General features: G+C 48.0%; 16 protein-coding genes, 1 pseudogene and 1 CRISPR repeat array. Of the genes and pseudogenes, 15 read left to right on the forward strand and 2 right to left on the reverse strand.

Annotation, left to right across the window (positions count from 1 at the left end; all coding sequences use genetic code 11):
* From ACTHSA_RS06525 to fghA, 12 genes and pseudogenes are all read left to right on the forward strand, one after another.
* Positions 1 to 874 (forward strand): hypothetical protein (locus ACTHSA_RS06525; protein ID WP_440378838.1); only part of this gene is annotated, 874 nt, incomplete at its 5' end.
* Positions 875 to 1034: 160 nt separating this feature from the next.
* Positions 1035 to 1712: a type I-C CRISPR-associated protein Cas5c gene (cas5c, locus tag ACTHSA_RS06530; protein ID WP_070625746.1), complete on the forward strand. Its 678-nt coding sequence runs from the start codon at positions 1035 to 1037 to the stop codon at positions 1710 to 1712.
* Positions 1709 to 3493, forward strand: a complete 1785-nt coding sequence (cas8c, locus tag ACTHSA_RS06535) for a type I-C CRISPR-associated protein Cas8c/Csd1 (protein ID WP_150540506.1) — start codon at positions 1709 to 1711, stop codon at positions 3491 to 3493. Before cas5c ends, cas8c begins: the two co-directional genes overlap by 4 nt.
* Positions 3494 to 3504: 11 nt before the next feature.
* Entirely contained in the window at positions 3505 to 4371 is an 867-nt protein-coding gene (gene cas7c, locus ACTHSA_RS06540; RefSeq protein WP_070625742.1) for a type I-C CRISPR-associated protein Cas7/Csd2, read from the forward strand.
* A 15-nt stretch (positions 4372 to 4386) separates the two neighbouring features.
* Complete coding sequence (cas4, locus tag ACTHSA_RS06545; protein WP_070625740.1) at positions 4387 to 5037, forward strand: CRISPR-associated protein Cas4; 651 nt, start codon at positions 4387 to 4389, stop codon at positions 5035 to 5037.
* Between the two features lie 116 nt (positions 5038 to 5153).
* Complete coding sequence (locus ACTHSA_RS06550) at positions 5154 to 5513, forward strand: hypothetical protein (protein ID WP_070625737.1); 360 nt, start codon at positions 5154 to 5156, stop codon at positions 5511 to 5513.
* Positions 5514 to 5664: 151 nt separating this feature from the next.
* The gene (locus tag ACTHSA_RS06555; protein WP_070625733.1) at positions 5665 to 6288 is read left to right on the forward strand and encodes a hypothetical protein; all 624 of its coding nucleotides are present in this window, start codon (positions 5665 to 5667) and stop codon (positions 6286 to 6288) included.
* A gap of 60 nt (positions 6289 to 6348) precedes the next feature.
* Complete coding sequence (gene cas1c, locus ACTHSA_RS06560) at positions 6349 to 7362, forward strand: type I-C CRISPR-associated endonuclease Cas1c (RefSeq protein WP_070625731.1); 1014 nt, start codon at positions 6349 to 6351, stop codon at positions 7360 to 7362.
* 74 nt (positions 7363 to 7436) lie between these two features.
* A complete protein-coding gene (gene cas2, locus ACTHSA_RS06565; RefSeq protein ID WP_049349119.1) occupies positions 7437 to 7730 on the forward strand; it encodes a CRISPR-associated endonuclease Cas2 in 294 nt (97 codons plus the stop codon).
* A 189-nt stretch (positions 7731 to 7919) separates the two neighbouring features.
* Positions 7920 to 11232: a CRISPR direct-repeat array (repeat unit 31 nt; unit sequence CAGCCGCCTTCGGGCGGCTGTGTGTTGAAAC).
* A 260-nt stretch (positions 11233 to 11492) separates the two neighbouring features.
* Positions 11493 to 11741: pseudogene (locus tag ACTHSA_RS06570) on the forward strand (CRISPR-associated helicase/endonuclease Cas3); the annotation flags it as partial.
* A 93-nt stretch (positions 11742 to 11834) separates the two neighbouring features.
* Entirely contained in the window at positions 11835 to 12971 is a 1137-nt protein-coding gene (locus ACTHSA_RS06575; protein WP_004520025.1) for an S-(hydroxymethyl)glutathione dehydrogenase/class III alcohol dehydrogenase, read from the forward strand.
* Between the two features lie 8 nt (positions 12972 to 12979).
* The gene (fghA, locus tag ACTHSA_RS06580; protein ID WP_049336824.1) at positions 12980 to 13807 is read left to right on the forward strand and encodes an S-formylglutathione hydrolase; all 828 of its coding nucleotides are present in this window, start codon (positions 12980 to 12982) and stop codon (positions 13805 to 13807) included.
* A gap of 152 nt (positions 13808 to 13959) precedes the next feature.
* On the opposite strand, the gene rtcR is transcribed toward fghA, so the two are convergent.
* Entirely contained in the window at positions 13960 to 15588 is a 1629-nt protein-coding gene (gene rtcR / locus ACTHSA_RS06585; protein ID WP_004520021.1) for an RNA repair transcriptional activator RtcR, read from the reverse strand.
* Between the two features lie 1115 nt (positions 15589 to 16703).
* Between rtcR and ACTHSA_RS06590 the strand changes: the two genes are divergently transcribed.
* Both ACTHSA_RS06590 and ACTHSA_RS06595 read left to right on the forward strand, forming a co-directional pair.
* Positions 16704 to 18278, forward strand: coding sequence for a vWA domain-containing protein (locus ACTHSA_RS06590; RefSeq protein WP_440378839.1), 1575 nt, complete (start codon positions 16704 to 16706; stop codon positions 18276 to 18278).
* Positions 18279 to 18367: 89 nt separating this feature from the next.
* Positions 18368 to 19846 (forward strand): RNA ligase, encoded by a 1479-nt coding sequence (locus ACTHSA_RS06595; RefSeq protein ID WP_440378840.1) that lies wholly within the window; start codon positions 18368 to 18370, stop codon positions 19844 to 19846.
* A 32-nt stretch (positions 19847 to 19878) separates the two neighbouring features.
* Here ACTHSA_RS06595 and ACTHSA_RS06600 read toward each other — a convergent pair whose 3' ends face one another.
* On the reverse strand, positions 19879 to 20322 hold the full coding sequence (locus tag ACTHSA_RS06600) for an RpiB/LacA/LacB family sugar-phosphate isomerase (RefSeq protein WP_440378841.1): 444 nt from the start codon (positions 20320 to 20322) through the stop codon (positions 19879 to 19881).
* A gap of 86 nt (positions 20323 to 20408) precedes the next feature.
* Here ACTHSA_RS06600 and ACTHSA_RS06605 point away from each other — a divergent pair, with 86 nt between their 5' ends.
* Positions 20409 to 21062, forward strand: a complete 654-nt coding sequence (locus ACTHSA_RS06605; protein WP_004520016.1) for a metallophosphoesterase — start codon at positions 20409 to 20411, stop codon at positions 21060 to 21062.
* Positions 21063 to 21160 lie beyond the last annotated feature (98 nt).

Raw genomic sequence — 21160 nt, forward strand, 5'->3', positions numbered from 1 at the left:
GTCTAATGAAGATGCAAATTGGAAAGAACCTTTAAAAAATTTATTTTCTTCTGATTTTGATATTTTTCAAGATATTCCTAATATTGAAATAAATACTAAACCAAAACTTACATTTATTGGAGCTAATAAAGCTAAAATTCAATACGAGATAAAGAGAAAAGATTTTAGTAAAGATTTTTTGAATAGAGAGCTTGATTTTTCTGGAGAAATTATTATTGAAAAGCAAAATGATGGAATTAGCTTAGAATCTATTTATACTCATACATCTAGTGAGACCGAACTCATAAACCGTAGGCTTGGTATTGCGATCGCGAAAGAACTAAGACAATCAGGTGTTACTAACAGTGATGTAGAAGAGAGAATTACTTTTGATAGTTTTAAAGATATAGAAAGAGTTAAGTTTTTCAAAAGATTAACAGGTGGATTAGGAGAATATTTAAAATTAGATAATGTGAATGAAATAGTTATTAGTAGGGAAGGTTCGAAAACCCTACTACCTAATGATCCTAAAGTCTCTTGGATGAATAACACAGTTACATTAATGAAAATTGATGGAAATAGGCTACATGATATCTTTTTAATGTCAGATGAAATATATTATAAGTATTACTATATTCATAATATGCTTGTAACCTATAAGTATTCTGGTGCTTCAAACTCAGGAACCTTGAAAATATGTTTTTTCTTTAGTTCGTCGTCAAGAAAAAAATTATCATTTGATAAAGATGCTGAACTTACTTTTGTGATAGCAGGATCTAACTATGAAAATCAGCCAACTGCTTCGAGCAGAAAGAATATTGAAAATGATATATCAGAGAAAATTAGAACAATGATTAAAACTGAATATCAGAAGATATTAAGTGAAAGAACATAACTAAATTATAATCTTCTATTTTTTAACATTTAAATATGGTTTATCGAAAATAATTTATAGTATCGTATTCTTAAAATACGTGTATTGAAACTAAAGCTGATAGGTTATCAGTATTAAAAAAATCAGCCGCCTTCGGGCGGCTGTGTGTTAAGGAGTTTGTATGGCAAACCAAATCCGCCTACACATTTGGGGCGATTATGCCTGTTTTACCCGTCCGGAGATGAAGGTGGAGCGGGTGTCTTATGATGTCATCACACCGTCGGCGGCGCGCGGGATTTTGGCGGCGGTGCATTGGAAGCCGGCGATTCGGTGGGTGATAGACAAGATTTATGTGTTGAAGCCGATTCGGTTTGAGTCGGTGCGGCGCAATGAGTTAGGTGGCAAGATTTCGGCGGGCAAGGTCAGCGGCGCGATGAAGCGTAAGAGCGTTGCCGATTTATATACGCTGATTGAAGACGACCGCCAGCAGCGCGCGGCGACGGTGCTCAAAGACGTGGCTTATGTGATTGAAGCTCATGCGGTGCTGACGGCAAAAGCGGGGGCGGATGAGACTGTTACCAAGCATATTGAGATGTTCAAACGCCGTGCGAAAAAAGGGCAATGCTTTCAGCAGCCTTGTTTGGGCGTGCGTGAATTCCCTGCCGATTTTGCGTTGATTGACGAGGGCGAGTCGCTGCCGCCGTCGGCATTATTGGAAAGCGAGGCAAGCCGCGATTTGGGCTGGATGCTGCACGATATTGATTTTGACCACGGCAACACACCACATTTTTTCCGCGCACAAATGAAAGACGGCGTGATTGATGTGCCGCCGTTTTACGCCGAGGAGGTGAAAGCATGATTCTTGCGTCCCTTGCCCGCTATTACCGCCGTTTGGCAGCGGAAACCGATGAAATGGGCAACCCGAAAGTGCCGCCTTATGGCTTTAGCGAGGAAAAAATCGGCTGGATTTTGGTATTGGACAAAGAAGGCCGTCTGAAAACCGTTGTGCCGAATCTGACAGCTGATAAAAAGCCGCAACCGAAGCTGATGAGCGTGCCTCAATCCTTCAAACGCCCAGGTACTACACCCAAGCCATTTTTTCTGTGGGATAAAACTTCTTATGCGCTTGGCGTTGAAGCTAATAAAAACAAAGCCGAAGCGAAAGAAAAACCGTTTACGTCGTCTGAAAAAACCTTTGATGCCTTTAAGCAATACCATCTCGATTTACTGCAAAACAGCGAAGATGAAGGCTTGCAAGCCTTGTGCCGTTTTCTGCAAAACTGGCAGCCTGCACATTTTGCTACCGAAAATCTGCCTGCCGAAATGCTCGATGCCAACATCGCATTTTCTCTTGAAAAACCGACCACACTTATCCATAAACGTGAAGCTGCGCAAACCTTGTGGGCAGGCTGCCTGAAAAGTGACGAAGCGCTTGAGGGCTTGTGCCTGATTAGCGGCGACACTGCCCCGATTGCGCGGCTGCATCCGGCGATTAAAGGCGTATTTGGCGGGCAAAGCTCCGGCGGTTCGATTATCTCGTTTAACAAAGAAGCCTTTGCCTCTTTTGGCAAGGAGCAAGGCGCAAATGCGCCCGTTTCCGAACAATCCGCCTTTGCCTACACCACCGCGCTGAACTATCTGTTGCGCCGCGAAAATAATCACTGCCTGACCATCGGCGACGCCAGCACGGTTTTTTGGGCGGAAGCGGACGATAGCGCTACGGCGCAGGCTGCCGAAGGCTTTTTCGCGCACGTGTTCACGCCGCCGGATGATGAACAAGAAAGCGCCAAAGTTTTCAACGTATTGAAACAAATAAGTAACAAAGGTCGCCCGCTGCAAGAAATTGCGCCCGAACTCTCTCCCAATACCCGTTTTTATATCTTAGGGCTTGCCCCTAATGCCGCGCGGATTTCTGTTCGGTTTTGGCTGGATACGACCTTTGGGCAGTTGGCGGAAAATTTGGCGCAGCATTGGCAAGATTTAGCCATTGAGCCTTGCGCATGGAAAACGCCGCCGTCTATTTGGCGACTCTTATTGCAAACTGCCGTGCTAGGCAAAAGCGAAAATATCTCACCCGTTTTAGCAGGAGAAATGACTCGCGCCGTGATTTGCGGCACGCCGTACCCTTTGAGTTTACTGTCGCAACTGATTACCCGAATCCGTGCCGACGGCGACGTGAACGGCCTGCGCGTGGCAATGATGAAAGCCGTATTGGAGCGGCGTTTTAGAAAAAGTTTTATCGAAGAAGGAGTTCCTATGAGTTTGAACAATGAAAGTCCGAATCGCGCCTATCTTTTAGGGCGGCTGTTTGCCGTGTTGGAGCGCATTCAATATCAGGCGTTGGGCGAATTAAACGCCGGTATCGCCGACCGCTATTACGGCTCTGCATCTGCCGTGCCGTTTTCGGTTTTTCCGCGCCTTTTGTCGGGTGCAAAACACCATTTATCGCGCTTGCGTAAAGACAAAGCCGGCATGGCGGTGAATTTGGATAAAGATTTGGGCAAAATCATTGCCAAACTGCCCGAAACCTTTCCGCGCCATTTGAGCATTGACGAGCAAGGCCGCTTCGCCATCGGCTATTACCATCAAAAACAAAGCTATTTTGCTAAAAAAGAAACCGCTGAAACCATTGAAAACTAAGGAGCCAGAAAATGTCTGCCATTCAAAACCGCTATGAATTTGTTTACTTTTTTGATGTTACCAACGGCAACCCCAACGGCGATCCCGATGCGGGCAATATGCCGCGCCTTGATCCCGAATCCAGTAAAGGCTTGGTAACCGATGTCTGCCTGAAACGAAAAATCCGTAATTTTGTCGAAATCAGCAGCGAAAACGAAGCCGGTTACGAAATCTACGTGAAAGAAAAAAGCGTGTTAAACCTGCAAAACAAACGCGCTTATGAAGCACTAGGCATTGAATCTGAACCCAAAAAACTGCCCAAAGACGAAGCCAAAGCCCGCGACATTACCGCGTGGATGTGCAAAAACTTCTTCGATATCCGCACCTTCGGCGCCGTGATGACCACCGAAGTCAACAGCGGACAAGTGCGCGGCCCTGTACAACTGGCGTTCGCCCAATCCATCGACCCGATTGTGCCGCTGGAAGTTTCCATCACCCGCATGGCGGTAACCAACGAAAAAGACTTGGAAAAAGAACGCACCATGGGGCGCAAATACATCGTCCCTTACGCGCTCTACCGCGTGCACGGCTTTATCTCCGCCAACCTTGCCGCCAAAACCGGTTTTTCAGACGACGACTTAGCCAAACTCTGGCAAGCCCTGACGCTGATGTTTGAACACGACCGCTCCGCCGCTCGTGGTGAAATGGCGGCGCGCAAACTGATTGTTTTTAAACACGACAGTGCACTCGGCAGCCAGCCTGCACATAAACTGTTTGACGCCGTGAAAGTCGAACGCGTGAACGGCGAATCAGGTACGCCAGCGAGCGGTTTTGGCGATTACAAAATCAGCGTGCTTTCAGACGGCTTAAATGGCGTGAGTGTGGAAGAGTTGCTTTAAAAAACGTTCAAAAAAATGACCGCACTTTTAACCAAAACCCAAGGGGAAAATCAGGACACTAGCCTGATTCCCCTTTCTGCCTTGCAACACTATGCCTTCTGCCCGCGTCAATGTGCGTTGATTCACAACGAGCAGGCGTGGGCGGAGAATTATTTGACCGCGCAGGGCAAGGCGTTGCATGAGCGGGTGGATTCGGGCGAGCCGGAAACGCGCAAGGGCGTACGCTTTGAGCGGACGGTGCATGTGTCGGCGGAGAAACTGGGCATCAGCGGCGTATTGGATTTGGTGGAAGTGGATACGAAAACAGGCCGTCTGAAACCCGTGGAATACAAACGCGGCAAGCCAAAACCCGACCCGATGGATGAAATCCAGCTTTGCGCCCAAGGCTTGTGCCTAGAAGAAATGACGGGGCAAACCGTCTCTGAGGGCGCATTGTGGTATATGCAAACCCGCCACCGCGTCCCTGTCGCGTTTTCAGATGACCTACGCGCCCAAACACTCGCCACCATCGCTGCCGTGCGTGAACTTCTAAACAGCGGACAAACCCCGCCACCCGACTACGGCAAACGCTGCAAAGCCTGCTCGCTGGTGGAGATTTGCCAGCCGGAGTTATTGGGGAAACGGGATAGGAGCGTGGGGTATGTGGAGAGGTTGTTTGGGGAGTAATATTTTATTTGAAAAAAAATTATTACGTTAATTAACTTGAATCTTCTAAATTAATCGCAATTTCTGAAGACGAGTAATCATGCTCAATTGTAATTACACATTTTAAGGAGTCGTAAATGACAAGAAATATAGAACATCAATTTAGCAATCTATCTGATGTTGGTGAAAAACTAGAGTTAGAAAATCCTACTGTAGAGAATGTCGTAGATATTTTAGTGGATATTGGACATGATGACCGAGTTTATACTTTTCATGATGACTTTCTCGGGTTAAAAAGCGGTTTGCCACAAGACTTATTGTCGAAACATATCGACGAGCTTGAAGAAGGTGATTTTGCAGATAGATATTCAGATGAAATTGATGAAATACTGGATAATGCAAATATAATATTTTATCACCTTGAACGAGAGCTTAGTGAAGATGATTTAGAGGAAATACGAGAAGAAAGAGAAAGACTGGGTTTAGAAGACGATTAGTATACTTGTTGTTATAGAATAGATTCAATACATACAGGTTGGGTTATGCTGTTTTACCCAACCTGCTAACCTCAGGGCATATTTAATATTATTTAATTCTGAATAATATTCTATTGAAGTTTCAAGATATCCAAGATATCTAAGGAAAAACATGACACAAAAAAATGATTTTAAAAATGCTAATTTTTATGGGAATACACAAATAGTTAATGGTGATGTTCATAATGTACATACTCAAGATGCACCAGATTTAATAAATGAAAAGAAAATAGCTACATACACCCCAGAACCAATTTGGAGAAGTCCCATTACGATGGCTTGGCTGACATGGGCTAGTTTTCTGATTTCTTTAGCAGGGCTATTACCTATTTATAATTGTATAGTTAAACCCATATTATATTTAGTAAATGGTAAAACTATAATACAAAGTGAAATAAATAATACTTATATATTTATTTTAATAGCTATTGCTGTATTATTTCTTATCACCATTACATTACGCAGAATTACTAAGTATCAAACTAGATACCCATTAGTTTTTAATTATGCTATTAGCGGTATGGGGCATCGTTTAAGTCTAGAGAAAATTAGTATTTCTCAATGTCCACAGTGCGGTGGAGAAATGAAATATTATAATAAGCCAATCGAGTGGGAGAATATACGTTATTCTGATGGTAGCAAGAAAAGAAGGGTAACAAGAACTACGCCAGCATTAGAGTGTAAAAGAAATTGTGAGCATTGGTATAAAGTTGATCCGGCAGAAGATAAAATCTAATTTTTAGCTAGCCCCCCCGTTTAACCCCAAAAGCACGGTCAAAACCTAAGGAGTTTTCCCATGCGCAAACTGCAAAACACGCTGTATATCACCACCCAAGGCAGCTATCTGCATAAGGAGCGGGAGACGCTGGTGGTGGCGCAGGAGCGTAAGAAGGTGGCGCAGTTGCCGGTGCATTCTATTGGGCATATTTTCTGTTTTGGCAATGTGCTGGTATCGCCGTTTTTGTTAGGGTTTTGCGGTGAAAATAATGTGAATTTGGCGTTTTTTACCGAAAACGGACGTTATTTGGGGCGGCTTCAGGGGCGGCAAAGCGGCAATGTGCTACTGCGTCGGGCGCAGTATCGGGGGTCGGAGCAAAATCCTGTGCCGATTGCGCGCAATATCATTGCGGCGAAGATTCAGGCGAGCAAGCGGGTGCTTCAGCGGCAGATTCGCAATTACGGCGAGAATGCGGCGATTCAAAGTGCGGTCGATGCTTTGAACATTTCGCTGTGGCAGTTGAAGGGCGTGGCGGAGCTGGACGTGGTGCGCGGTATTGAGGGCGATGCGGCGGCGCGTTATTTCGGCGTATTTGGGCAGCTTTTGAGCGAAAAAAGCGGTTTTTCTTTTGACGGACGCAACCGCCGTCCGCCTAGAGACGGGGTGAATGCGCTGTTGTCGTTTGTGTACAGTCTGTTGGGCAAGGACATCAGCGGCGCGCTGCAAGGTGTGGGGCTGGATCCGCAGGTGGGCTTTTTGCACGCCGACCGCCCGGGGCGCGACAGTTTGGCGCAGGATATTTTGGAAGAATTCCGCGCGTGGTGGGCAGACAGGCTGGTGTTGTCGCTGATTAACCGCGGGCAAATCAAACCGCAGGATTTTGTTACCGAGGCAAGCGGCGCGGTGAGCTTGAAAGCGGAGGCGCGTAAGCTGCTGTTCCAAGCCTTGCAGGCGAAAAAGCAGGAGAAAATAGTTCATCCGTTTTTAGGCGAGGAAGTGGAAATTGGGCTGCTGCCGTATATTCAGGCAATGTTGTTGGCACGGCACTTACGCGGAGATTTGGCGGAATACCCGCCGTTTTTGATGAGATAGGTTTGCAGGCCGTCTGAAAACGGATCGGATATTTTCAGACGGCCTTTAAAGCAGCCTGTATATGGGAATACAAAATGCTAATGCTGATTACTTACGATATTTCGTTGGAAGACGCGGACGGACAGGCAAGGCTACGGCGCGTGGCGAAATTGTGTTTGGACTACGGCGTGCGCGTGCAGTATTCGGTGTTCGAATGCGATATCGCGCCCGATCAGTGGGTTGTTTTAAAGGACAAACTTTTGAAAACCTACAACCCTGAAACTGACAGCCTGCGCTTTTACCATCTGGGCAGCAAATGGCGGCGGAAAGTAGAACATCACGGCGCAAAACCGGCGGTGGATGTGTTTAAGGATACGTTGATTGTGTAAATCGCCAACCTGCGGTTCTCATGAAAATGCGGCAGGGTTGGCGAATTGGGATTGTTCTTTAATAATCAGGATATTGCGAATGCGGGCGTAACGGAAAAGGCTGTGTTATACTCGCGTTCACGCTTTTCTTAGGAGCTTAGCGAAATCGGGGCTGCGAAACCTGATGGAACAAGGCTTTTAAGAGAGGCTCAGCCGCCTTCGGGCGGCTGTGTGTTGAAACCGATATGGATACGCCCTATTTTAGCACCATTTACACAGCCGCCTTCGGGCGGCTGTGTGTTGAAACATGGCGGCCTCGCCCTTGATATTGAGGGTATCGAGGCAGCCGCCTTCGGGCGGCTGTGTGTTGAAACAATTTTTATCGCGTGTCGGACGTTGATTCCGCCGCAGCCGCCTTCGGGCGGCTGTGTGTTGAAACCTGGCTATCACATAAAGGAAATGTCAGACTAACTACCAGCCGCCTTCGGGCGGCTGTGTGTTGAAACAGCAACATCGCCAAATAGTTCAACTGGTACAAGCTCCAGCCGCCTTCGGGCGGCTGTGTGTTGAAACAGCCCTAATGGCTCAAGCGCCGGGGGCGGTGGTGCAGCCGCCTTCGGGCGGCTGTGTGTTGAAACTGCTTTGACTATGGCGGAAGGTATCGGTGACGTATCAGCCGCCTTCGGGCGGCTGTGTGTTGAAACTATGAAAGGATAAAAAATGCCTGCATTTCTCGCTGCAGCCGCCTTCGGGCGGCTGTGTGTTGAAACAAATTCGATTCCTAGCAGTCGCAGAAGCGTTTTTCAGCCGCCTTCGGGCGGCTGTGTGTTGAAACTTTGAAATTTATTAAATAGAGGAATTTTTAAATGCAGCCGCCTTCGGGCGGCTGTGTGTTGAAACTTGCTATTCTTCGCAGGGTTCTGCAATCAAGGAGCAGCCGCCTTCGGGCGGCTGTGTGTTGAAACTAGCGGGTGTTGCGATTCCTGTTTCTTATGGTGCAGCCGCCTTCGGGCGGCTGTGTGTTGAAACCTTAATTGCCGACCCTTGCGAGGAATAGCAAGAGCAGCCGCCTTCGGGCGGCTGTGTGTTGAAACCGACACATGAGTGTTATGTCGAGCTGTTCGCAGGCAGCCGCCTTCGGGCGGCTGTGTGTTGAAACCGATGTCTTATGTCTGTATGGCCGTCGAAAAATCAGCCGCCTTCGGGCGGCTGTGTGTTGAAACGCGCTCATGCCTTGACGGATCAGCATGGTCATCACAGCCGCCTTCGGGCGGCTGTGTGTTGAAACATCGCAAGGGTCGGCAATTAAGGAAATTGACAACAGCCGCCTTCGGGCGGCTGTGTGTTGAAACCGCCGGTTCAAAAACTCCAGAGATTGTAGAATGGCAGCCGCCTTCGGGCGGCTGTGTGTTGAAACCTGTTCCGTCATTTGCCGATACTGCAAAAGTCGGAGCAGCCGCCTTCGGGCGGCTGTGTGTTGAAACAAAGGGTAAAAAACAGGAAATGCAAGTCTTTGATATCAGCCGCCTTCGGGCGGCTGTGTGTTGAAACATATAAGAGGGCATTTAATAACAGGCACTTTATTACAGCCGCCTTCGGGCGGCTGTGTGTTGAAACTTTAAAAAATGTAGCTTTCAGGTAAAATAACTCTCAGCCGCCTTCGGGCGGCTGTGTGTTGAAACTATATATTATTCCGATTGCCTTTTTAGTGTTGGGCAGCCGCCTTCGGGCGGCTGTGTGTTGAAACTACGCCCCCGATGGTATCTACTGCCAGTCCAAAGTCAGCCGCCTTCGGGCGGCTGTGTGTTGAAACGCTTAACGATTTATTGGCCGCGCAGGCTGCCGATCAGCCGCCTTCGGGCGGCTGTGTGTTGAAACAGACGGCCTAGAAACGGCGCGCTTGGATTTATTCAGCCGCCTTCGGGCGGCTGTGTGTTGAAACCTTGACCTGTTCAGCATTGAGCGTTGTACCCGCTCCAGCCGCCTTCGGGCGGCTGTGTGTTGAAACTGTCAATTTTGTTTATCAGCATACGGCCTCTGAACAGCCGCCTTCGGGCGGCTGTGTGTTGAAACAATGAGGGACGCGATAAGTCGGAGCATATTAAACTCCAGCCGCCTTCGGGCGGCTGTGTGTTGAAACTCAATATCAAAGCCGTCAGCGCGGAAGATATGATGCAGCCGCCTTCGGGCGGCTGTGTGTTGAAACCATGCCTGGCTGCGGCTGTATTGATTAAAGGGGACAGCCGCCTTCGGGCGGCTGTGTGTTGAAACAAGTACATCTGTGTCATAAACAGGGCAGGCGTTGATTCAGCCGCCTTCGGGCGGCTGTGTGTTGAAACAAGAGCTGGCCGAAAAAGTCGAGAAATTAGAAAACAGCCGCCTTCGGGCGGCTGTGTGTTGAAACCGGCAAGCAGTGGCTGACCGCTGAAGACGATAAAGCAGCCGCCTTCGGGCGGCTGTGTGTTGAAACACTAAACCGGACTGCTGAGCCATAAAATGCGGCTCAGCCGCCTTCGGGCGGCTGTGTGTTGAAACCGCGTTTGGGGCAACCGCACCTGCACCAACGACCAGCCGCCTTCGGGCGGCTGTGTGTTGAAACCGCGCAAACTCAAGAAATCACACAAAAAATACAAGAGCAGCCGCCTTCGGGCGGCTGTGTGTTGAAACGGCAAACGCCGACTGCGCAGAACCGGCATCAATGTCAGCCGCCTTCGGGCGGCTGTGTGTTGAAACTCAACCTTTTGGACGAAGACGGCCTAATGTTTTCCAGCCGCCTTCGGGCGGCTGTGTGTTGAAACACGGATTAAAAGCAAGCAAGCATGGATTGTTAATTCAGCCGCCTTCGGGCGGCTGTGTGTTGAAACGCCTATGTATTGATAGAGGCCGCCTTTACAATGCAGCCGCCTTCGGGCGGCTGTGTGTTGAAACATCGAAAGAGTAATTAATATTGACGGAATGGTTAACAGCCGCCTTCGGGCGGCTGTGTGTTGAAACTGCCAAAGCTCACGCGCCTGCCGGTGGCGGTGGTGGCAGCCGCCTTCGGGCGGCTGTGTGTTGAAACACGCAATTACGCGCCCTTGCCGATAACTACGATGCAGCCGCCTTCGGGCGGCTGTGTGTTGAAACTATCTTGGAATTTGACGGCCTGTTGACCCAAATCCAGCCGCCTTCGGGCGGCTGTGTGTTGAAACTTATGCGATCCATTGAAATATCCGCATTTTTCAATCAGCCGCCTTCGGGCGGCTGTGTGTTGAAACAGGCGCGATGGATTCGCCCATTTTGGCTAAAAAGCAGCCGCCTTCGGGCGGCTGTGTGTTGAAACAGGTCGCTGTCGTCGTAGACGGTGTCTTGGTCTTCAGCCGCCTTCGGGCGGCTGTGTGTTGAAACGCAGTGTTTTGGCCGTGTCAGCAATCACTATCGCGGCTCCAGCCGCCTTCGGGCGGCTGTGTGTTGAAACCAGCAAAACCCTCTACTCGCCGCCTTTACCGGCCCCAGCCGCCTTCGGGCGGCTGTGTGTTGAAACTCTGCCACCGTATCTCATGTCTAAGTAAGGAAGAGGGGCTGTATGTTCAAATATTGTCCAAGCAGACCGCTCTTCTTTTGATCCTTCGCTTTCCGAAGCTTTAGTGAAAGCTGTGAAGGATATTAGAAGCAAGTCATAAAGGGTAATCAATAACAATGCCGTCTGAAAAAGTTTCAGACAGCATTTTTTCTATTTGCATATTAAATTTAATATCATATTATCATTGCATAATATCAGTTTAAATTTTTTAGAATTTCAATATGAAAACCCTAATTTACTACGCCCATTCTGCCCAAGACAAACTCGGTAATCTCTTGCCTTACGAACATTGGCAAACCTTACAAAGCCATTTGGTCAATGTTGGGGAAATGGCGGTGGAGTTTGCTCGGGTATTCGGTGCCTGCCATACTGGACAGCTTCATGACTAAGGGAAATATTCGGAAGCCTTTAACCGCCAATTACATGGCAGCCCTTTAGTCGATCAAGCTATCGCCGGAGCCAAAATTGCAAAAATGCTTGCTTCAGGGTGGGTTCCAAAGTATAAACTGTGGTTATCTTTCGTAGGCTAGATAACTTTATTAATGAATTAAAAGGCAAAAATAATGGAAATTAAACAAACCAATCCAACCATCAAATCTCGTGCGGCGGTGGCATTCTCCCCAAATCAACCCTTACAAATTGTGGAAATCGACGTAGAAATGCCACGCAAAGGCGAGGTGTTAATTCGTAACACTCACACTGGTGTGTGCCATACTGATGCGTTTACGTTGTCAGGAAGCGATCCTGAAGGCGTATTCCCTGTGGTGCTTGGACACGAAGGTGCGGGTGTGGTCGTTGCTGTGGGCGAAGGTGTGTCAAGCGTAAAACCAGGTGATCACGTCATTCCTCTTTACACCGCTGAATGTGGCGAATGTGAGTTTTGTCGTTCAGGTAAAACCAACTTATGCGTTTCAGTGCGTGATACACAAGGTAAAGGCTTAATGCCAGATGGCACGACGCGTTTTTCTTATCAAGGTCAGCCGATCTATCACTATATGGGCTGTTCGACTTTCAGTGAATACTCAGTTGTTGCCGAAGTTTCACTGGCGAAAATCAACCCGGAAGCAAACCACGAACAAGTATGTTTACTCGGCTGCGGCGTTACCACAGGTATTGGTGCGGTACATAATACGGCAAAAGTGCAAGAAGGCGACTCTGTTGCAGTGTTTGGTTTAGGGGCGATTGGTTTAGCTGTGGTGCAAGGTGCACGTCAAGCTAAAGCGGGTCGTATTATTGCTATTGATACCAATCCTGCAAAATTCGAGCTGGCAAAACAATTTGGTGCAACGGATTGTTTAAATCCTAACGATTACGATAAACCAATCAAAGATGTGTTGTTAGACATCAATAAATGGGGTATTGACCATACCTTTGAATGTATCGGCAATGTAAACGTGATGCGTCAAGCATTAGAAAGCGCACACCGTGGTTGGGGACAATCCATTATCATCGGCGTAGCGGGTGCAGGGCAAGAAATTTCAACTCGCCCGTTCCAGTTGGTAACCGGTCGTGTTTGGAAAGGCACGGCGTTTGGTGGCGTGAAAGGCCGCTCTGAACTGCCGAAAATGGTGGAAGATTCAATGAAAGGCGATATCGAGTTAGAACCGTTTGTGACCCACACAATGACGCTCGATCAAATTAATGAAGCCTTTGAGTTAATGCATGAAGGTAAATCGATCCGCGCTGTTATTCATTACTAAGGTACGCGATGAAACTGATTGAACAACATCAAATTTTTGGTGGTTCGCAACAAGTGTGGGCACACCATGCCCAAACGCTGCAATGCGAAATGAAATTTGCCGTCTATTTGCCGGATAATCCGGAGAATCGACCGCTTGGTGTGATTTATTGGCTTTCCGGCTTAACGTGTACGGAACAAAATTTCATTACCAAATCAGGCTTTCAGCGTTACGCGGCAGAACATCAAGTAATTGTGGTTGCTCCCGATACCAGCCCTCGCGGAGAGCAAGTGCCGAACGATAATGCTTACGATTTAGGGCAGGGTGCGGGCTTTTATCTTAATGCGACCGAGCAGCCTTGGGCGACGAATTATCAAATGTATGATTATATTTTGAATGAGTTGCCTAGTCTGATTGAGGAAAATTTCCCTACCAACGGCAAACGTTCGATTATGGGACATTCAATGGGCGGACATGGCGCATTGGTATTGGCGCTGCGAAACCAAGAACGTTATCAAAGTGTTTCTGCCTTTTCGCCCATTTTATCGCCTAGCCTCGTGCCTTGGGGAGAAAAAGCCTTTTCTGCCTATTTAGGAAAAGATCGCGAAAAATGGCAGCAATATGATGCCAGCTCACTCATTCAACAAGGCTATAAAGTACAAGGTATGCGCATTGATCAGGGCTTGGAAGATGAGTTTTTGCCAACACAATTACGTACCGAAGATTTTATTGAAACCTGTCGTGCGGCAAATCAACCAGTCGATGTGCGCTTCCACAAAGGCTATGATCATAGCTATTACTTCATCGCCAGTTTTGTTGGCGAGCATATTGCCTATCATGCGGCATTTTTGAAGTAAACCAAAGAAGTGATTCGTGAATCGACCAAACGTTGGTATGAACGTTAATTTTTTATGTTAACGAAAATAAAAAGGCATCAGATTGATGCCTTTTGTTTTTTATAAATGATAAAAAATAATGCTCTCAAAATGAACTAGTCTGCCCACTCTATTTAAATATCCCCCCATTCCAGTCCAAACCGTTGCAAATACTTTCTCAGTCGATCGCTGTCATTGACTTTTGCCCTTTCTGTTCGGGAGACGTTGAACAATGCACGGCCGGCGGCGGCCATGTTGGGATGTTTGCGGCATTCGTCGATAACGTGTTGCAGTTGTAGTTTGTCGAATAAATCCAATGTGTCCCAATCGATTTTATCGGGGTAGTCTTGTGCTTTTTCAGACGGCCTGTTATGTAGGAGGCCGTCTGAAAAGGGTTCTTCCGACCATAACCATTTGAGGCGTTCGATTTCGGCTTGGACTTGTTCTACTTGTATCCTGCCTTGCGGCGCGAGTGTGGCCAGGCGCATGATGCTGGCGGCGAGGTCGCGGAAGTTGCCGCGCCATGGTGCTTGGTTGGAGTGGGCGAAGTCGAGGTAGGTGGCCAGGGCTTCTTTGTTGAAGCGGGTGGTTCGGCCGAGTTCTTGCGAGGCTAAGGCGAGCTGGTGTTCGACGTTGGGCTCGATGTCTTCGCGACGGTTGGCGAGTGCAGGTAGTGGGTAATTCCAGATATTAATGCGGGCGAACAGGTCTTCGCGGAAGCGTCCGGCGCGGATTTCGTGGCGTAGGTCGCGGTTGGTGCCGGCGATAAGTTGGAAGTCGCTTTTGACTTCGCTGTCGCTGCCGACGGGATAAAAGTGTTTTTCTTCAATGGCTTTGAGCAACATAGCTTGCTCGTCCAAGCCCAATTCGCCAATTTCATCTAAAAACAATACACCGCCGTCGGCGGTTTTCAAATAGCCTTCACGCTTTTCTGCAGCACCGGTAAAGGCGCCTTTTTTGTGGCCGAACAGGGCAGATGCTGCGCCGTCGCCGCGAAGGGTGGCGCAGTTTACATCGACAAATGTGCCTTTAATCAGATGGCGCGCTTTTTTCAATTCAAAAATCCTGCGTGCCAGCATGGATTTACCTGCGCCTGTCGGGCCGGAAAGCAGAATGGGGGAAGGAGAGTTGAGTGCGACTTGTTCAATTTCGGCAATCATGCGGTTGAAGGCGGCGTTTTGGGTAGAAATGCCGCTTTTCAGGTAGCGCACTGCGTCATCGCGCACGGCGGCGAGGCGTTCGGCCAGCACGTCGTAACGCGCCAAGTCCAAATCGATGATTTCATAACTACCGACATTGCCGTCCTCCATACTGCGTCTTTGATTTTTGGGCGGAGCGGTTTGCAACAGTACGCCGGGGATTTGACGTGATTCCACCAATAAAAACAGGCAGATTTGGGCAACGTGTGTACCTGTCGTGATGTGGGTGAGATAGGTTTCTTCTTCTGTATCAAATGGATAGTTTGCTGCCCAATCGTGCAGTTTGGTATAAACCTCGGAGAAATCCCACGGGTTTGCCAGCTCCATAGGCACGAGATTGACGACTGTGTGCGGCGATACTTGCTGAATATCGGCTTTTACATGATCCGCCAGTTCGCGGTATTTCTCCGCATAAAACAGCTCCATACGGTCGAGATGAAAATCTTGACGCTGATTCATGGCGACGTTTGGCCGCCATTTCAACCAACGGCCCTGACCGAAACCTTTGTCCAGCACTGTACCAAGAAAGCTGACGGCGACTTGTTTTTTGGGGATGGTATTCATGTTTCAGAGGGTCTTTAAATTATTTTTCCAGGACAAATTTTCCGTTTACTTAGCCGCAAGTGTTTGTCCAAATCATCGAATCGCATCATATATCCTTGTATATTTTATTTTCTATATAACTATCTATAAATATATTTTTTAGTATTATACGCTATTTGGCGATAAAAGCCACTTTAAAATATATTTTCTTTATATTCAATTAATTAAAAATTATTTTTATAAAAATTTTATTCTTGGCACGCTGTTGGCTATGTTGTGAATGTAACGATACAGCAGATGCTTCGGGAAATACAGTTACCGGAGAAAAATTTTCCGTAAATTTAGTTGCTGTGTGGTTACAGGGCGAATGCCAACAAGACTACATTTGGATTAACAGGTTCGAATCCTGTCTCGTCTGATAGACGTTGAACGTCTTGTTTATTTAGTCGCTCACCCTTTTCAATATGGCAGGCAAATGCCTGGGGAAACTACAACATGGATATCCTTGTGTCGCAGGTTCGAGTCCTGTCTCTGTTATCCAAAATAGCAGAGTAGCTCAGTTGGTAGAGTAAAGGCATGTTTCCCTTAAAAACTTGTTGCGTGCCATATTACTTTTACGGCAGCAGGCGGATGCTCGGAGAGGGTACATTAACCTTTCACGTTAAAACCGTTTCTCTTCATGTTTATCCGCTACGCTGCCATCCATTCGAGGCCGTCTGAAATATTCGGACGAGCTGATATAAAAACCGTTTTCGGTGCATTCGGCAAATGCCGGAGGAATTACAGCCTGCTAAGCGCGAGGTCGCGGGTTCGAATCCCGTCTCTGCCGCCAACTATGGCAGAGTAGCTCAGTGGATAGAGCGCGTAAAAATTTCTCCACTCTTTGTTGTCCAATGTGCCCCCCTTATGGGCGAATGCCATTAGGATTACATTCCTTTTCTGCTAAAAACCTGAATGATCCTAATAAAACTAGTCGCCCTACGGCAGTAGGCGGATGCCCGGAAGAGAATACATTAGCTTTCAGTTAAAAACGCTTCTCTTCATCTTTAGCCGCCACGCTGCCACCCATTCAAGGCCGTCTGAAAAACAAAGCTAAAACAAGTTCAGACGGCCTCAAACTAACAATATGAAAGAAAATGAAAATGGCTAATACTACCTTGTTTCAATCGATTAAAAACCGTTTTACTAAAACCGATACCTATAATGAAGCCGGCGGCATCGCCTATACGCTGACGTCCAAACAACAGCTGGCACAGCTTGCCGCTACCGGTTGTCTGAACAATACCTACTATGCCGATGCCCAAAGCCAGCTTGACCAAGTGTTGAAATTGGCAGAAAGCCTGGATGCCGAGTTTATTGCCAAAACTGCCGTATATGCCCGTCAAAAAGGTTTTATGAAAGATATGCCTGCGCTGTTGCTTGCCGTGTTGGCGCAAAAAGACGTGAACATGCTCGCTCGTGTATTCGACCAAGTGGTGGACAACGGTAAAATGTTGCGTAACTTCGCACAAATTATCCGCAGCGGCGCAGTCGGCAGAAAATCCTTCGGCAACCGTCCGAAAAAACTGATGCAGACTTGGCTTTTGACCGCCACCGAAAAACAACTGTTGAACGCCGCTGTCGGAAATTCGCCGTCGCTGGCAGACGTGGTCAAAATGGTGCACCCCAAACCGCGTGAAGCATGGCGTGCCGCATGGTTTGCATGGCTGATCGGCAAACCGTACGATCGCGAAGCATTGTCGCCCATTACCCGTGCTTTTGAAGATTACAAACAAAGCCGAGAAGGCGAATTGCCCAACGTTCCTTTCCAAATGCTTACAGCTTTAGACTTGAACTGCGGTGACTGGGCGCAAATCGCCCGCAACGGCTCATGGCAGCAGGTTCGCCAAAACCTGAACACTTTCCTGCGCCATGAAGTATTTGCCAAAAGCAAAAACATCAAAATGGTGGCAGAAAAACTGCGTGACGAAACCGCCATTGCCCGCGCCCGCGTCCTGCCTTACCAATTGCTGACCGCGTATCAGGCAACATCTGACCAAATGCCGTTTGAAATCCGCGAAGCCCTGCAAGATGCGATGGAAACTGCCGTACAAAACGTACCGGCAATCCAAGGCAAAGTCGTGGTTTGCCCGGATGTATCCGGCTCCATGCACAGCCCGGTTACCGGCTATCGCGGCAGTGCGTCCACCAAAACCCGCTGCATCGACATTGCCGCACTTGTGTCCGCTGCCATGTTGCGTACTAATCCGCAAGCCCGCGTGATACCGTTTGAGCAAATCACGGTAAACGTGAAGCTCAACCCACGCGACAGCATCATGACCAACGCCGAAAAACTCGCCAATATCGGTGGAGGCGGAACAGCATGTAGCGCACCGCTTGCCATGTTGAACCGTGAAAAAGCTGAAGTGGATTTGGTCGTCATCGTGTCAGACAACGAAAGTTGGGCAGATGACAGCCAACGATGGGGTGGTAAAACCAGTCTGATGAAAGAATGGGACATCCTGAAAAAACGCTGTCCCGAAGCCAAACTCGTTTGCCTGGATATCCAGCCTTACACCAAGGCTCAAGCACGAAACCGTCACGATATCTTGAACATCGGCGGCTTCTCCGACCAAGTGTTTGCCCTGATTGGTTCCTTTGCCGAACGAGGTATGGGTACAGATTTCTGGGTAGAAGAGATTGAGAAAACGCCGTTGGCAGCTGTGAACTGAAGCTAAGGCCGTCTGAAAAAAGGGTAGAAATATTTTTTCAGACGGCCTATTTATTCAGGACAAGCTGAGAAAAAGAATAAGGAAACAAAATGCAAAAATTTATCTTAATACGCGGTCATCAGGGTTCGGGAAAATCGACTTTTGCCGAACAAAAAGCCGCCGAATTTAAAGCGCAGTATCAGGATGCGGAAGTTGTCCGTATTGAAAACGATTTGTTTATTACCGATGAATACGGTGAATATCGTTGGTCGGGCGAAGCGGTGGATAAGGCGCAGAAATGCGGCAATGCCTTGATGACTGAAACCTTGAGACTTGGACGCCAAAATCCGAATCGAAATATTTTGATCATTAATTCCAATACCAACCAAAAAGCTTCGCGTTGCCGTCATTTATTGGATCAGGCGGAGAAAAGCGGTTTTGAAACAGAAATTTATCGACTGCACAATTTCTATCCCAATCTGCACGGCGTGAAAGAGCATGATGTGTTGGCGGCGTATATCAAGTTGAACCAAAACCGTGTGGCAAACGAAATCCATATCGAGGCCGTGCAACCGGCAAATGCGGAGCAGTTAGAAAAAATCAAACAGATGCAGGCTATCGAGCATAAGCCGCTGGTGTTTGATGAGGCGCAGCAAACCTTTGTGACCGATCACTATCTGCAACACGGCAGCCGCAACTTTACCGGCAAAGCATCCAAGCGTTATCCTGAATTGCGCGTGTTGAAATACGCACGCAGCGTGTTCTATAACAACCGCTTTGATGATGCTTTGCTGGAAATGCGCGGTTTGATTATCGATGCGCATAATCGAATTATCGTGCGTCCGTTTAAAAAAGTATTCAATTATTCGGAACGTATTGCCAAAGGCAGCCGCTATCCGATCAGAATCGGTGACGAGAGACTGGTGGACGCGGTGGTGAAAGTAAACGGCTTCCTCGGTTGCTGCACTTTCGTCTCGCTTTCAGACGGCCATCCGTCTCACGGCGCAGCGTTTGACGGCAAAGTGCTGTATTCGACTACAGGTTCGCTTGATAGCGCGTTTGCCGACATGACCGCCGCACATTGCGCACAATACGAAACATTGTTCCGTGCATATCCGAACCATACTTTTTTGTTCGAAATCACAGATGCGAAAGACGTACACATCATCCGCGAAGAATTGGGTGAAACCCTAATCGGCTGCATCGACGTGGCGACCGGCCGTCAGTTTACTGAAGCGGAATTGGACGAAATCGGCAAACAATACGGAGTTCGCCGTCCTGAAACGCTGAAAAACATCACGTTCGGCGAGCTGAAAGGCCGTCTGAAAAATGTGGAGCACGAAGGTTTTATGGTGTTTGATGCCCAAACCGGCGAAATGCTGTTCAAACTCAAATCGCCGTATTACTTGATTTCCAAGTTTCTGGGACGAAGCAACGAAGGCAACATCGGACGCAAGCTCGACAAACGCCACGTCGACGAAGAGTTTTACCCTTTAATCGACCACATCCGCGAACATCGCGAAGCGTTCAACGCCATACCGGAATTGGATAAGATTGCGTTTATCCAAGCATTCTTGCGGCAACTGTAAGGCCGTCTGAAAATATATGGAGCAACATGTATTTATTTTCTGCGCTCGTATGCTTCAATTTCACCGACTTTAGGTGCATAGCCGCTGTTTGTGTCGTGACGCAAGTCCAACCAGATATCGACCAATGCCCAAGCAGCCGGAGCGGCAATCACGTTTTGCCCCATACATAAAACCTGCGCATCATAGTTTTCCACCGAGCCGTGGAGCGTGAGTAAATCATGCGCCGTTGCCGCCCGTATGCCGCGCACCTTATTGGCGGCGATTGCCGTACCCACGCCGGTGCCGCAAATCAACAGCGCACGGTCGGCGCGTCCTGCCGCGACTTCTTCGGCCGCGGCAAACGAGAGTTGCGGATAGGTCCCTTCGGGCGAGGATAAATCGACCAAGCTGCTGACGCGCGGGTCGTTTTGCAGATGCGCTTTGAGCGCGTCTTTCAATATTGCGCCGTTGGCCGGCGCGGCAATAACCAAACGCATAAAAACTCCTTGAAGCACACAATAAACATTACTCAGCATACGCCCGCGCGTGATACGATTCAAGCCTGCAACGCAGAAAGCACGGTATGAGCAAAACCTACTTCACATCAGACCTACATTTCTCACATAAAAACATCGCTAAATTCTGCCCCCAATTTCGACCGTTCGATAACGTGGAGCAGATGGATGAATTTTTAATCCGGATATGGAATGAAACCGTTACGCCTGAAGATACGGTGTACAACTTGGGCGATTTTTCCTTTGCCCAAGACCATAAGCAGATAGAGCGCGTTTTGTCGCGGTTAAACGGGCAACATCACTTGATTTACGGCAATCATGATCATGTGATTCGGCAGTATGCCGATTTTTTCCGCAGCCAAACCAAGCATGACGGCCATCCGCTGCTGTCGTCCATACTGCCGTATTTGAAACTCAAATTGCCGGAAATTAAGAATACACTGGTTCTCTTTCACTATCCGATTCAGGAATGGGACGGCTGCTATCAGGGCTGGTATCACTTGTACGGCCATTTGCATGACAGGGTGGCGGAAATCAAAGGGCGTGCTTTAAATGTCGGATTCGATTTGCACGGCCGTTTTTTGACGGCGCAAGACGTCGATAAGTTTTTGTGTGATTTGCCTAAAATTTCGTATTTTGGTGAAGCAGGATTTAAAGCCAACTCGCCGGAAGAAGCGGCAGAGCTGGTGTCTCGGAAACTGGCGCAGTTAAATCAGGTATAATTTCAGACGGCCTTTGCGGATTTCCGGCAAAGGCCGTCTGAATATCAATTTCCCATTTTTGAGTGATACATGGAAAACCTTTTGGCTTACTTACTACA

Source organism: Neisseria sp. P0008.S002 (assembly GCF_051962805.1).
GTDB lineage: Bacteria > Pseudomonadota > Gammaproteobacteria > Burkholderiales > Neisseriaceae > Neisseria > Neisseria perflava.